Annotated in this window: 12 protein-coding genes; 3 read left to right on the plus strand and 9 right to left on the minus strand. The window is 68.4% G+C overall.

Annotated elements, in window-relative coordinates:
• Nucleotides 1-111: 111 nt before the first annotated feature.
• The 4 genes from ACIOKD_RS08930 to ACIOKD_RS08945 form a co-directional block, all read right to left on the minus strand.
• On the minus strand, nucleotides 112-1,770 hold the full coding sequence (locus tag ACIOKD_RS08930) for a cytochrome bc complex cytochrome b subunit (RefSeq protein WP_402080222.1): 1,659 nt from the start codon (nucleotides 1,768-1,770) through the stop codon (nucleotides 112-114).
• Nucleotides 1,767-2,834 carry a Rieske 2Fe-2S domain-containing protein gene (locus tag ACIOKD_RS08935; protein ID WP_402080225.1) on the minus strand — a complete coding sequence of 356 codons (1,068 nt, stop codon included), beginning with the start codon at nucleotides 2,832-2,834 and terminating at the stop codon, nucleotides 1,767-1,769. The genes ACIOKD_RS08930 and ACIOKD_RS08935 overlap by 4 nt, the downstream gene beginning before the upstream one ends.
• Nucleotides 2,831-3,640, minus strand: coding sequence for a c-type cytochrome (locus tag ACIOKD_RS08940; RefSeq protein ID WP_402080228.1), 810 nt, complete (start codon nucleotides 3,638-3,640; stop codon nucleotides 2,831-2,833). The genes ACIOKD_RS08935 and ACIOKD_RS08940 overlap by 4 nt, the downstream gene beginning before the upstream one ends.
• Before the next feature lie 65 nt (nucleotides 3,641-3,705).
• Nucleotides 3,706-4,326, minus strand: coding sequence for a heme-copper oxidase subunit III (locus ACIOKD_RS08945; protein ID WP_107017430.1), 621 nt, complete (start codon nucleotides 4,324-4,326; stop codon nucleotides 3,706-3,708).
• Nucleotides 4,327-4,536: 210 nt separating this feature from the next.
• Between ACIOKD_RS08945 and ACIOKD_RS08950 the strand changes: the two genes are divergently transcribed.
• The gene (locus ACIOKD_RS08950; RefSeq protein ID WP_402080231.1) at nucleotides 4,537-4,938 is read left to right on the plus strand and encodes a hypothetical protein; all 402 of its coding nucleotides are present in this window, start codon (nucleotides 4,537-4,539) and stop codon (nucleotides 4,936-4,938) included.
• A gap of 184 nt (nucleotides 4,939-5,122) precedes the next feature.
• Here the strand turns inward: ACIOKD_RS08950 and ACIOKD_RS08955 are convergent, their stop codons facing one another.
• The 4 genes from ACIOKD_RS08955 to coxB form a co-directional block, all read right to left on the minus strand.
• Nucleotides 5,123-6,421 (minus strand): Ig-like domain-containing protein, encoded by a 1,299-nt coding sequence (locus ACIOKD_RS08955; protein WP_402080233.1) that lies wholly within the window; start codon nucleotides 6,419-6,421, stop codon nucleotides 5,123-5,125.
• Between the two features lie 130 nt (nucleotides 6,422-6,551).
• Nucleotides 6,552-6,950, minus strand: coding sequence for a cytochrome c oxidase subunit 4 (locus tag ACIOKD_RS08960; RefSeq protein ID WP_402080235.1), 399 nt, complete (start codon nucleotides 6,948-6,950; stop codon nucleotides 6,552-6,554).
• Nucleotides 6,947-8,680, minus strand: a complete 1,734-nt coding sequence (gene ctaD / locus ACIOKD_RS08965; RefSeq protein ID WP_402080238.1) for a cytochrome c oxidase subunit I — start codon at nucleotides 8,678-8,680, stop codon at nucleotides 6,947-6,949. Before ctaD ends, ACIOKD_RS08960 begins: the two co-directional genes overlap by 4 nt.
• On the minus strand, nucleotides 8,677-9,636 hold the full coding sequence (gene coxB / locus ACIOKD_RS08970) for a cytochrome c oxidase subunit II (RefSeq protein ID WP_402080241.1): 960 nt from the start codon (nucleotides 9,634-9,636) through the stop codon (nucleotides 8,677-8,679). The genes ctaD and coxB overlap by 4 nt, the downstream gene beginning before the upstream one ends.
• Before the next feature lie 528 nt (nucleotides 9,637-10,164).
• On the opposite strand from coxB, the gene ACIOKD_RS08975 reads away from it, so the two are divergent.
• Nucleotides 10,165-11,559: a cysteine desulfurase/sulfurtransferase TusA family protein gene (locus ACIOKD_RS08975; protein ID WP_402080244.1), complete on the plus strand. Its 1,395-nt coding sequence runs from the start codon at nucleotides 10,165-10,167 to the stop codon at nucleotides 11,557-11,559.
• A gap of 239 nt (nucleotides 11,560-11,798) precedes the next feature.
• On the opposite strand, the gene ACIOKD_RS08980 is transcribed toward ACIOKD_RS08975, so the two are convergent.
• Nucleotides 11,799-12,773 carry a carbohydrate kinase family protein gene (locus tag ACIOKD_RS08980; protein WP_402080247.1) on the minus strand — a complete coding sequence of 325 codons (975 nt, stop codon included), beginning with the start codon at nucleotides 12,771-12,773 and terminating at the stop codon, nucleotides 11,799-11,801.
• Nucleotides 12,774-12,944: 171 nt separating this feature from the next.
• Between ACIOKD_RS08980 and ACIOKD_RS08985 the strand changes: the two genes are divergently transcribed.
• Nucleotides 12,945-13,190 (plus strand): hypothetical protein, encoded by a 246-nt coding sequence (locus ACIOKD_RS08985; RefSeq protein ID WP_402080250.1) that lies wholly within the window; start codon nucleotides 12,945-12,947, stop codon nucleotides 13,188-13,190.
• The last annotated feature ends 72 nt before the right edge of the window (nucleotides 13,191-13,262 follow it).

Genomic DNA, 13,262 nt, shown 5'->3' on the forward strand with positions numbered 1-13,262 from the left:
GTTCGTGGACGTGCGGGGTCAAGGACGGGTCCACCCTATCCAGCCCCCGGGACGGCAAAGAGCCCCGTCCATGCAATGGACGGGGCTCCTGCCGTGGCGAACAGCTGGTGATCAGTGGTGGCCGTGGCCGCTGGTGATCTCCTTGTACTCCTCGGCGGTCGGCTTCGGGATCTGGCCGTCCTCACCGAAGTAGGCGGTGCTGAGCTTGGCGCGGAGCTTCTGCGGGCCCTTCACCTTGCGCTCGACACCGTTCTCGTCGACCGTCGCGCCGATCTCGGCCGGCTGGTACTGCTCGTGCGCCGTGAGGGTGTGCATGGCCTCCTGGCTGAGCGGCTCGTGCACCTCGACGAACTCACCGTGCGGCAGGCGCTTGATGATGCCCGACTCGCGGCCGTGCAGCACCTTGTCCCTGTCCCGGCGCTGGAGGCCGAGGCAGATCCGCTTGGTGGCGATGAACGCGAGCACCGGTCCGAGGAAGAACCCGATCCGGACGAACCAGGTGACCGCGTTGATCGACAGATGGAAGTGGGTCGCGACGATGTCGTTGCCACCACCGATCAGCATGATCATGTACGCGGTGACCCAGGCGACACCGAAGGCCGTACGGGTCGGGGCGTTGCGCGGGCGGTCCAGGATGTGGTGCTCGCGCTTGTCCCCGGTGACCCAGGACTCGATGAACGGGTAGAGCGCGATGATTGCCAGGAAGAGTCCGAAGACAACCAGCGGGATGAGCACACCGAGGACCAGTGTGTGACCCCAGAAGTTGATCTCCCAGCCCGGCATGGCGCGGATCAGACCCTCGGCGAAGCCCATGTACCAGTCGGGCTGGGCGCCCGTGGACACCTGGTCCGGCCGGTAGGGCCCGAGCACCCAGATCGGGTTGATGGACGCGACCGCGGCCAGCATGGCGATGAACCCGAAGACCAGGAAGAAGAAGCCTCCGGCCTTGGCCATGTAGACCGGCAGCAGCGGCATGCCGACGACGTTCTTGTTGGTCTTTCCTGGGCCCGCGAACTGGGTGTGCTTGTGGTAGAAGACCAGGATCAGGTGGCCGACCACGAGCCCCAGCATGATGCCGGGCAGCAGCAGGATGTGGATCGAGTAGAACCGCGCGACGAAGTCGCCGCCCGGGAACTCCCCGCCGAACAGGAACATCGAGATGTACGTGCCGACGATCGGCATCGACAGGATGGCGCCCTGGGTGAAGCGGACACCGGTGCCGGAGAGCAGGTCGTCCGGGAGCGAGTAACCGGTGAACCCGGTGAACATGCCCAGGACGAACAGCAGGAAGCCGAACAGCCAGTTGATCTCACGCGGCTTGCGGAACGCGCCGGTGAAGAAGACGCGCATCATGTGCACGAACATGCCGGCCAGGAAGACGATCGCCGCCCAGTGGTGGATCTGCCGGATGAGCAGACCGCCGCGGACGTCGAAGCTGATCTCCACCGTGGAGGCGAACGCCTCCGACATCAGCTGTCCCTGGAGCGGGACATAGCTTCCGTGGTACTCGATCTCGTTCATCGAGGGGTGGAAGAACAGCGTCAGATACACACCCGTGAGGATGATGATCAGGAAGCTGTAGAGGCAGATCTCGCCCAGCATGAAGGACCAGTGGTCCGGGAAGATCTTGCGCATGTTGGCCTTGGCCAGGGAGTAGATCCCCAGCCGGCCGTCGGCCCAGTCGGCGACCCTCTCGCCGGCCGGTGCCTTCTCTCGCGAACGTCCCGGCGCGCCGGCGCCCGAGGGGTTCGGGGTGGTCGTAGTGCTCATCCGCGCTCCCAGAAGGCAGGACCGACGGGCTCTTCGAAGTCGCCGTGCGCCTCAAGATAGCCCTCGTCGTTCACACCGATACGCAGCTGCGGAAGGGCGTGACCGGCCGGGCCGAAGATCACTCGGGCACCGTCGGAGAGGTCGAAGGTGGACTGGTGGCACGGGCAGAGGACGTGGTGCGTCTGCTGCTCGTACAGGGAGATCGGGCAACCGACGTGGGTGCAGATCTTCGAGTACGCCACGATGCCCTCGTGGGACCACTCAAGTTCCTGCTTGTCCTTGATGTTCTCCGGCTGGAGCCGGACGATCATCAGGGCGGCCTTGGCGATCTCGGTCTGGAAGTCGTGGTCGTGCTCCTCCAGGCCCTCGGGCTTGGCGAAGGTGAGCGAGCCCACGGCGACGTCGGAGGGACGCAGCGGCTCGTCGGTGTTCACGTTGACGAGCAGCTTGCCCTTGGACCACAGCGTGTGCCGCAGCTTGTCCTCCGGCAGCGGACCGAGGTCGCGCAGCAGGACGATGCCGGACAGCGGGAACAGGGTCAGCGCGCCGAACATCGTGTTGCGGATGAGCTTGCGGCGGCCGAGCGCGGATTCCTTCGCGCCCTGCTTGAAGTCGGCCAGCACCTTGGCCTTGACCTCGGGCTCCGCCGCGACGGGGTGCCGCTCGTCGGCCATCTCCTCGTCGGACATCAGGGTGCGGGCCCAGTGGACCGCGCCCGCGCCGATGCAGAACAGCGCCAGGCCGAGCGTCATGCCCAGGGCGAAGTTCAGACCGCTGATGTGACCGAGCGGGAAGATGTAGACGATCCGGTCGGCCGGGATCGTCACGAAGGACGCGATGAAACCGACCGTGGCCAGCATCGAGAGCGTGAACAGCAGGGCGACCGTGCGCTCGGACCGCTTGGCGGCCCGCTCGTCGATGTCCTGGATGCGGTGCTCGTGCGGCGGCAGACCGGGATCCGCGAACGGATGCTTCTCGTCCGGCACGCTCACGTCGCCGTGCGCGTGCTCGTCGGCGGCCCGCTCGGCGGGCAGGTTCTCTTCTGGGATGTCTTGGCTACTCATGACTTCTTGGCCTTTGCGGTCCGGGCGGCGACCCACACGGCTACGGCGATCAGACCGCCGAGACCGAAGATCCAGCCGAAGAGGCCTTCACTGACCGGCCCGAGGCCGCCCAGCTCCAGTCCACCGGGGCTCTCCGAGTCGTCGCTGTTGACCGCGTCGAGGTACGCGATGATGTCCTTCTTGTTCTTCTCCGTCAGCGTGGTGTCGGGGAAGGACGGCATGTTCTGCGGGCCGGTCTGCATGGCCTCGTAGAGGTGCTTCGGGTCGACATCCTCCAGCGTCGGGGCGTACTTGCCGTTCGTCAGCGCGCCGCCCTTGCCGGTGAAGTTGTGGCACTGCGCGCAGTTGGTACGGAACAGCTCCCCGCCCTCGGCGATGTCCGCGCCCTCGGGGTTGTACTGCTCCTCGGTCGGCACGTTCGGACCGGCGCCCAGCGAGGCGACGAACGCCGCGAGCTGGTCGATCTCCGCCTGCGAGTAGATGACCTTCTTCTTCGGAACCTGCGCGCCCGGCTGCTGGGCGGGCATGCGGCCGGTGCCGACCTGGAAGTCGACGGCCGCGGCGCCCACGCCGACCAGGCTGGGACCGTCGGTCGAGCCCTCACCGCCGGTGCCGTGGCAGCTGGCGCAGCCGACGGCGTAGAGCTTCTTGCCCTCGTCGATGGCGAGGGACTGGGCGGCTGTATCGGCCTGTGCCTTGTCCGCGGGCGCGAACGCGGTGTACAGCCCCCCGGTGGCCGCCAGCGCGAGGAGTAGGACGACGACCGCCGCCAGCGGGTGGCGTCGTCGTGCGGAGAGCTTTTTCACGGATTACCCCGGTGTCAGGATCTTCAGCGTCGATGCTTCTGGAATGTACGCGGGAACTGGCCCGGCTACTTGATCATGTAGATCGTGGCGAAAAGGCCGATCCAGACGACATCGACGAAGTGCCAGTAGTAGGACACGACGATGGCGGCGGTCGCCTGCTCGTGCGTGAACCTGCGGGCCGCGTAAGTGCGCCCGAGGACCAGCAGGAAGGCGATGAGACCACCCGTCACGTGCAGGCCGTGGAAGCCGGTGGTCAGGTAGAACACCGAGCCGTACGGGTCGGACGAGAGCGACAGGCCCTCGTGCTTGACCAGCTCGGTGTACTCGTACACCTGGCCGCCGATGAAGATCGCACCCATCACGAAGGTGACGATGAACCACATCCGGAGCTTCTTCACATCCCCGCGCTCGGCCGCGAACACGCCGAGCTGGCAGGTGAGAGAGGAGAGCACCAGGATCGTGGTGTTGGTCGCCGAGAACGGGAAGTTCAGGGCGGACGCCATTTCCTTCCAGTGGTCGGGACCGGTCACCGATCGGAGGGTGAAGTACATCGCGAAGAGGGCCGCGAAGAACATCAGCTCGGAACTCAGCCAGATGATGGTTCCGACGCTGGTGAGGTTCGGCCGATTGACCGACGGGTGCGCGTGCCCGGTATCTACTGTCGTTGCTGTCGCCACGACCGACATTATGTCGGTCGCTTATCCCGCCCTCACCTCGGGGGGTGCCGTTCGGGGTGTCTGTGGGGTGTGTCCAGCCCATATGGCCCATCGAAGCCCTGTCCGAACCGGTGTTGACGACGTGATCGAGGGAGTAGCATCCGCGCATCGGACCCTGTCCGTACCTCTCTCTGTACCTGTCTCTCTCTGTCTCTACGACGCTGACGTCCCGGAGGAAGAATGCAGCCGACCGCAACGGTGCTGGTCTACAGCGACGACTCCAACACCCGCGAACAGGTGCGGCTCGCGACGGGGCGCAGGCCCGCGACCGACGTCCCCCAGGTGGAGTTCATCGAGTGCGCCACCCCCGCGGCGGTGATCAAGGAGCTCGACCGCGGCGGGATCGACGTGTGCGTGCTGGACGGCGAGGCCGTTCCCGCGGGCGGGATGGGGATCTGCCGGCAGATCAAGGACGAGATCTTCAACTGTCCTCCGGTGCTGTTGCTGATCGGGCGGCCGCAGGACGCCTGGCTCGCCACGTGGAGTCGGGCCGAGGCGGCCGTGACCCTGCCGGTCGAGCCTGTGGAGTTCGCCGCTGCCCTCGCGGGGCTGCTCCGCAGTAGGCGTGCGCTGAGCGCCTAGGCGCCGTTGGGGTGGCGTGGGTTGAGGGCGTGCGGGCCGTGTGTGGCTGGTCCCGCCCACGCGGCGGAGTCGCACATGTCACAGCCCCGCGCCCCTGAAAGACCGCGCCGTTCCCCGCGCCCCTCAAGACAAGAGACCGCGCCGTTCCCCGCACCCCTGAAAGGCGGGCCCCTTCGGGGCCGCCCTATGCGGGCTCCGGGCGCAGTCTCGGGCGGTCATGAGGGGCGGAGCCCTCTGTGGTGTCCGCCACCAGGGCGCTGCCCTTGCGCCAGTTCTTCCAGGTGAGGTTCCAGTCACCGAAGCCGTTGCCGAACGGGTCCATCATGTCGCCGTACGAGTTGACGACCTTGACGAGGTCGCCGGCGCGGACGGTCTCGAAGAACCACTCGGCGTTGGCGGTGCTCATGCCGGTGCAGCCGTGGCTGACGTTGGCGGCCCCCTGGGAGCCGGCCGACCAGGGCGCGGCGTGCACGTACTCGCCGCTCCAGGTGACCCTGGTGGCGTAGTAGACGGGCAGGTCGTAGGAGTCCGCGGTGCCCTCGGCGATACCGATGCTGGTGCCGCGCATCCGTACGAAGTACTCCTTGCCCAGCACCACTTTGACGCCGTTGCGGGTGTCGAAGCCCGGCTTGCCGGTGGTGACCGGGATCGTCTTGATCGCCTCGCCGTTGCGGTAGACCGTCATCGAGTGCGCCGCGGCGTCCGTCACGGCCTCCAGACGATCGCCCGTGGTGAGCGTCAGAGGCTTGGCCACGCCGCCCCAGAGGCGCTCGGCCACCTTGATGCCCGCGAGGTTGCTGTGGGCCCGCACGGTTGCCTGGGCGGGCCAGTACTCCTTGGGGCGGTAGTGCAGTTCCTTGTCGTCCACCCAGTGCCAGGCGCCCTCGACCGCGGGCTGCGACTGCACCTTGAGGGCCCGCTCGACGACGGCGCGCGCCGCCTTGTCCTTGACCGGGGCGCTGAGTTCGGCGGTGACGGGCTGGCCCACGCCGTACGTGCCCCTGTCGGGCCCGAACGTCACGTCGAGCCGCTTCTTGGTCCTCGGGACGCTGGTCTCGAAGTCGACGACCCTGCGCCCGGGCGCGCCGTCGTCGTCCTCGGTGCTCACCCGCACCGTGTAGTGGGCGCCTGCGGCCAGCGGCGAGGTGCTGTGCCACCGGCCTCCGTCGGCCGTCAGTTCGCCCGCCACGTACCGTCCTGCGGCGTCCGTGGCCGTCACGTCGGTGATCCGGCCGCCGGAGTCCTTGGCGGTGATCTCCAGGGGCTTGTCCGGGTCGGCCTTCTTCCCGTCGCTCACGGCGGCGCTGAAGGAGAGGTCCTTCGCCGCGTCGTACGGCTCGGCCGAGAGCGGATGGCCGCCGGAGCCGCAGGCCGTGACGCCCGCGCCTATGGCGACCATCAGTGCCGTGCAACCGACGGCGGTACGGTTCCGCGGGCGCGCCGGGCCGGCGTCGGCGCTCCTGGAGGAAGCTGAGTGGCTCATGTCCCGAGCGTAGGAAGCGCGGTCGGTCGCGGCGCGCCTATTGGGCCGTGCGGGGGACGGGACGCGTGGCGAAAGGGGGAAGCCCGGACCTCCTGACGGAGTGTCCGGGCTTCCGTGCGCTCAGCGCGTGTTACTGATTCTGGTTCTCTCCGCGGTAGTACTCGAAGACCCAGCCCCACAGGCCGATCATGATGATCGGGGCCGAGAAGAAGAGCAGCCACCAGCCGAAGACGACGCCCAGGAAGGCGAGCGCGCCGCCGATACCGAGCGAGAGCGGCTGCCAGCTGTGCGGGCTGAAGAAACCGACCTCACCGGCGTCGTCCGCGACGTCGGCCTCCTTGTCGTCCTGTGCGCCCGTGTCGACCCGCCGGGCCGTGAACCACAGGTAGTAGCCGATCATGACGCTCAGGCCGAAGCCCAGGAAGAGCGCCGTGGTACCGGCCGGCTCCTTCGACCACACGCCATAGACGATCGCCATGACGAGGATGAAGACGGCGAGCCAGATGAACATCTTGCCCTGGACCTTCACTTGCCCGCCTCCTTGCCGCCGGCGAGGGCCTTCTCACCGTGACCGGCGTTCTCCAACTGGTCGAGAGCGGCGATCTCGGGGTGGTGCAGGTCGAACGCCGGGGATTCGGAACGGATCCGCGGCAGCGTGAGGAAGTTGTGCCGCGGCGGCGGGCAGGACGTCGCCCACTCCAGCGAACGGCCGTAACCCCACGGGTCGTCGACCTCGACCTTCTTGCCGTACTTGGCCGTCTTCCACACGTTGTAGAGGAAGGGCAGCATCGACAGGCCCAGTACGAACGAGCTGATCGTCGAGATGGTGTTCAGCGCGGTGAAGCCGTCGGCCGCGAGGTAGTCCGCGTAACGACGCGGCATGCCCTCGGCGCCCAGCCAGTGCTGGACGAGGAAGGTTCCGTGGAAGCCGATGAACAGCGTCCAGAAGGTGATCTTGCCGAGGCGTTCGTCGAGCATCTTGCCGGTGAACTTCGGCCACCAGAAGTGGAAGCCGGAGAACATCGCGAACACGACCGTGCCGAACACCACGTAGTGGAAGTGCGCCACCACGAAGTACGAGTCCGAGACATGGAAGTCCATCGGCGGCGAGGCCAGGATGACACCGGTCAGACCACCGAAGGTGAAGGTGATCAGGAAGCCGGTGGCCCACAGCATCGGGGTCTCGAAACTCAGTGACCCCTTCCACATGGTGCCGATCCAGTTGAAGAACTTCACGCCCGTCGGTACGGCGATGAGGAACGTCATGAAGGAGAAGAACGGCAGGAGCACACCGCCGGTGACGTACATGTGGTGCGCCCACACCGTCACGGACAGACCCGCGATGGCGATGGTCGCGCCGATCAGGCCCATGTAGCCGAACATCGGCTTGCGGGAGAAGACCGGGATGACCTCACTGATGATGCCGAAGAACGGCAACGCGATGATGTACACCTCTGGATGGCCGAAGAACCAGAAGAGGTGCTGCCACAGCAGCGCTCCGCCGTTGGCCGAGTCGAAGATGTGTGCGCCGAACTTCCGATCCGCCTCCAGCGCGAACAGCGCGGCGGCGAGCACGGGGAAGGCCAGCAGCACCAGAACCGCGGTGAGCAGCACGTTCCACACGAAGATCGGCATACGGAACATCGTCATGCCGGGTGCGCGCATGCAGATGATGGTGGTGATGAAGTTGACCGCGCCGAGGATGGTGCCGAAGCCGGAGAAGGCCAGACCCATGATCCACATGTCGGCGCCGATGCCCGGCGAGCGGACCGCGTCCGACAGCGGGCTGTAGGCGAACCAGCCGAAGTCGGCCGCGCCCTGCGGGGTGAGGAAGCCACCGACCGCGATGAGCGAGCCGAACAGGTACAGCCAGTAGGCGAACATGTTCAGCCGCGGGAACGCCACGTCCGGCGCACCGATCTGCAGCGGCATGATCCAGTTCGTGAAGCCGGCGAACAGCGGCGTCGCGAACATCAGCAGCATGATCGTGCCGTGCATCGTGAACGCCTGGTTGAACTGCTCGTTCGACACGAGCTGCGTGCCGGGACGGGCCAGTTCGGCGCGCATCAGCAGCGCCATGACGCCACCGATGCAGAAGAACGCGAACGACGTGATCAGGTACATCGTACCGATCGTCTTGTGGTCCGTGGTGGTGAGCCACTTGACCACGACGTTGCCCGGCTGCTTGCGCCGGACCGGCACCTCGTTCTGGTAGTGCTCGGTCTCAGCGGCACCCTGAGGTTCGTTGAGGATGCTCACAGTACGTTCGTCTCCCGATCCTTCTCGTGGTCCGTCTGCTCGATACCGGCCGGGACGTAGCCGGTCTGGCCCTTCTCGGCGAGCTCCTTGAGGTGGGCCTCGTAGCGCTCGGGAGAGACGACCTTCACGTTGAAGAGCATCCGGGAGTGGTCGACGCCGCAGAGCTCGGCGCACTTGCCCATGAAGGTGCCCTCCTTGTTGGGGGTCACCTGGAAGGAGTTGGTGTGGCCCGGGATGACGTCCTGCTTCATGAGGAACGGCACCACCCAGAAGGAGTGGATGACGTCACGCGAGGTGAGGACGAAGCGGACCGTCTTGCCCTTGGGGAGCCAGAGGGTCGGACCGGGGTTTCCGGTCTGCGGGTTCTCCGACTTGGGCGTACCGACGTCGTAGACACCGCCGGCGTTCGCCGGGAAGTCGTCCTTGAACCGCTGCGGGATCGCGTCCAGGTTCTTGTCGGTCTTCGCGTCACCGGTCGCGCCGTCGACGCTCTCGATGTAGTTGAAGCCCCAGCTCCACTGGAAGCCGACGACGTTGACCGTGACGTCGGGCTTCTTGTCGAGGCTGAGGATCTTCGACTCGTCCCGGGCTGTGAAGTAGAACAGCACGGAGACGATGATGAGGGGGACCACCGTGTACAGCGCCTCGATGGGCATGTTGTACCGGGTCTGCGGGGGAACTTCGACCTTGGTGCGGCTGCGCCGGTGGAAGAACGCGCTCCACAGGATCAGGCCCCAGACCAGCACGCCCGTGGCGAGTGCTGCGGCCCACGAGCCCTGCCACAGGGAGAGGATCCGGGGAGCCTCTTCCGTGGTCGGGGTGGGCATACCAAGGCGGGGGAAGTCCTTGTATGTGCAACCGGTCGCGGTCGCCAGGACCAGACCCGCAGTCAGTGCCTGCAGCAGCTTCCGCCGCATCGGGCGCCGCGGCGAGCGGTCGGAGCCGTAGGGACTCACGTAGCGCCTTCCGAGAGTCTCGCCCGCGCGGTTGGCTGCGGCCTTCTCGCTGGTCGGTCGCCGCCCTGCGTCGGGCAGGGGTTTGGATGTTTATGCGGACCAAACCCTACTGGACGCTTTTTGGGGTCGCGCGGGGAGGGTCCCCAACGCGCCGCCACTCACCCCGAAGGGGTGGAATACGGGGCTCTGCGAGTCATGTGACGGGGCGTTCGGGTGTGTGCGCCTTCCGGGGCGGGGCGGTCCGCCGACGACTGCGGGCCGGTGGGGGCCGGCGAGGGCTTGGTCGCGCCGTCCCCCGCCCCCTGGGGAGGGGGTGCGCCCCGACCCCGGTTCTTCTGGGGGCGCGGGGAACGACGCGGTCTCTCGCCTTACTCCCTTCGAGGGCGCGGGGGATGGGACAGAGGGCCGGCGCCGCAGCCCTGCACCCCTCAGGGGCGCGGGGAACTGCGCGCTCGGCCCCCACCGGCCCGCAGCCGACGAACCCACCCCGGGTACGCCCGCCGAGGGCAACGGCATAGCGTGAACGCCGTGTCCTACTTCGACGCCGCATCGTCCGCCCCCCTCCACCCCGTGGCCCGCCAGGCCCTGCACGCCTCGCTCGACGAAGGCTGGGCGGACCCCGCCCGCCTCTACCGCGAGGGCAGGCGCGCCAGGATGCTCCTGGACGCCGCCCGCGAAACCGCCGCCGAGGCGATCGGCTGCCGGCCGGACGAGCTGGTGTTCACGACGTCCGGCACCCGCGCCGTGCACACGGGCATCGCCGGCGCGCTCGCCGGGCGGCACCGCGTCGGACGCCACCTGATCGTGTCCGCGGTCGAACATTCGTCGGTACTCCATTCGGCGGAAGCACACCGCCACGACGGCGGAACGGTGTCCGAAGTGCCCGTTCTGCGCACGGGTGCGGTCTCCCCCGACGCGTACGCGGACGCCCTGCGCCCCGACACCGCGCTCGCCTGCCTCCAGTCCGCCAACCACGAGGTGGGTACGCGCCAGCCGGTGGCCGCGGTCGCCGAGGCGTGCCGCGCGGCGGGCGTACCGCTGCTGGTGGACGCGGCGCAGTCGCTGGCCTGGGGGCCGGTCGAGGGCGGCTGGTCACTGCTGACGGGCAGCGCCCACAAGTGGGGCGGGCCCGCGGGTGTCGGAGTGCTCGCCGTGCGCAAGGGAGTGCGGTACGCGCCTCAAGGCCCCGCCGACGAGAGGGAGTCGGGGCGCTCTCCTGGCTTCGAGAACATCCCGGCCGTCGTCGCCGCGGCGGCCTCCCTGCGGGCCGTACGGGCCGAGGCCGCCGCCGAGTCGGTCCGGCTGCGGGAGCTGACGGACCGGATCCGCGCGCGGGTGCCCGAACTGGTCCCGGACGTGGAGGTGGTGGGTGACCCGGTCACACGGCTCCCCCATCTCCTGACCTTCTCCTGTCTCTATGTCGACGGGGAGACACTGCTGCACGAGCTGGACCGTGCAGGGTTCTCGGTCTCGTCCGGATCGTCCTGCACGAGCAGCACGCTGACGCCCAGCCACGTGCTGAAGGCGATGGGTGTGCTGAGCGAGGGCAACGTGCGGGTGTCGTTGCCGCTGGGCACTCCGGCGGAGGAGGTGGACCGTTTCCTGTCCGTCCTGCCCCGCACGGTCGCCGCGGTCCGCGAGAAGCTGGGCGCTCCGACGGCGTCCGCCGCCACGGTGTCGCCCTCCGGCGCTCCGGACGCGCTCGTCGTGGACGCCCTCGGCAGACGCTGCCCGATCCCCGTGATCGAACTTGCTAAGGTGATCACCGGGGTCCCCCTCGGCGGCACCGTCCGCGTCCTGTCGGACGACGAGGCCGCCCGGCTGGACATTCCGGCGTGGTGCGAGATGCGGGGGCAGGAGTACGTGGGCGAGGAACCGGCGGACCGGGGTACGGCGTACGTGGTCCGCCGCGTGGCCGTTTAGGCACCCCCGCGCTCGGGCGCCACGTCCGCCGTCGTGCAGGCGCTGCCGAGCGGGGGTGGCGCGGCCCGTCGGCGACCGCGGCCACGTCGTGGTCACCCGCGCCGTTCCCCGCGCCCCTCGGGAAGGGGCTGCGCCCCGTCCCCGAGCCTTCACCGGGGCGCGGAAAACTGCGCGGCCGGCCCCCACGCGCCCGCAGGCGAACAAGACGGGCCGAGCACCCCGAACCCACCGCGGCGGCCCTAGGCCAGATGCCCCTGAACCTCCGCCGCGGCACCGTGCCCGTACGCCTTCGTGAACCGGTCGATGAAGTGCGACCGCCGCAGCTGATACTCCTGCGTCCCCTTGGTCTCGATGACCAGCGTCGCCAGCATGCACCCGACCTGCGCCGCCCGCTCGTGGCCGACACCCCACGCCAGCCCCGACAGGAACCCCGCCCGGAAGGCGTCCCCGACCCCCGTCGGGTCGACCTTCGCCGTCTCCTCCGGAACACCGACCTCGATCGGGTCCGCGCCGACGGCCTCGATGCGCACCCCGCGCGCCCCGAGGGTCGTCACCCGGTGACCGACCCGGGAGAGGATCTCGGCGTCGGTCCAGCCGGTCTTGGACTCGATGAGCCCCTTCTCGTACTCGTTCGAGAAGAGGAACGTCGCCCCGTCCAGGAGCAGCCGGATCTCGTCGCCGTCCATCCGCGCGATCTGCTGGGAGAAGTCCGCGGCGAACGGGATCGAGCGCGTCCGGCACTCCTCCGTGTGCCGGAGCATCCCTTCGGGGTCGTCCGCGCCGATGAGGACGAGGTCGAGCCCGCCCACCCGGTCGGCGACCTTCTTGAGCTCGATGAGGCGGGCCTCGCTCATGGCCCCCGTGTAGAAGGAGCCGATCTGGTTGTGGTCGGCGTCCGTGGTGCAGACGAAGCGCGCGGTGTGCAGCACCTCGGAGATCCGGACGGACTCGGTGTCGACGCCGTGCCGGTCCAGCCAGGCCCGGTACTCGTCGAAGTCGGAGCCCGCGGCCCCGACCAGGATGGGCGACGAGCCGAGCTGGCCCATACCGAAGGCGATGTTCGCGCCCACGCCGCCCCGGCGTACGTCCAGATTGTCGACCAGGAAGGAGAGGGAGACCGTGTGCAGCTGATCCGCGACCAGTTGGTCGGCGAAGCGGCCGGGGAAGGTCATGAGGTGGTCGGTGGCGATGGAGCCCGAGACAGCGATACGCACGGCTAGGACACACTCCTGCGAGGAGGGGGATTGACAGTTCACGCTATCGGGTCGGCGTTCGGACGGCGGTGGGGTCCCGCTGGAGTCCGCGGGAGGTCCCGACTTCGGAGCAGGCAGAACTACCCGATAGTAGGGCTTTTCCGTCCGGCTTCCGGTGCATACGGTTCCGTTATGACGAACATCAGGATCCATGGCGACGCTCCGCTCGGTCTCGAAGCCCTTGACGCCCTCGACGCCGCCAAAGGCCTCGAAGGCGGTCTCGCGGAGCTGCGGGGCGACTGCGCGCGGATGGTCCCGCACTGGGAGGCCCCCGCTCGGATCACTGCCCGCCCGGTGTCCCCGGCACTCATCCACGGCGTGACCGTGCCGCCGGCCTCCGCCCGCCTGCTGGACGGCATGTCCGACTACGGCGACTGATCGCCTCCGGAGCCCCTCAAGGCCCGCCGAGCCGACCCGGCCCCACCGAGCGCGCCGATCTCGAACCCGCTC

The sequence above is a fragment of the Streptomyces sp. NPDC087844 genome, assembly GCF_044742785.1.
GTDB lineage: Bacteria > Actinomycetota > Actinomycetes > Streptomycetales > Streptomycetaceae > Streptomyces.

Coding starts and splice junctions, on each gene's coding strand:
- ACIOKD_RS08930 (WP_402080222.1), bottom strand. CDS start 1,770: ATGAGCACTACGACCACCCCGAACCCCTCGGGCGCCGGCGCGCCGGGA.
- ACIOKD_RS08935 (WP_402080225.1), bottom strand. CDS start 2,834: ATGAGTAGCCAAGACATCCCAGAAGAGAACCTGCCCGCCGAGCGGGCC.
- ACIOKD_RS08945 (WP_107017430.1), bottom strand. CDS start 4,326: ATGTCGGTCGTGGCGACAGCAACGACAGTAGATACCGGGCACGCGCAC.
- ACIOKD_RS08950 (WP_402080231.1), top strand. CDS start 4,537: ATGCAGCCGACCGCAACGGTGCTGGTCTACAGCGACGACTCCAACACC.
- ACIOKD_RS08955 (WP_402080233.1), bottom strand. CDS start 6,421: ATGAGCCACTCAGCTTCCTCCAGGAGCGCCGACGCCGGCCCGGCGCGC.
- ACIOKD_RS08985 (WP_402080250.1), top strand. CDS start 12,945: ATGACGAACATCAGGATCCATGGCGACGCTCCGCTCGGTCTCGAAGCC.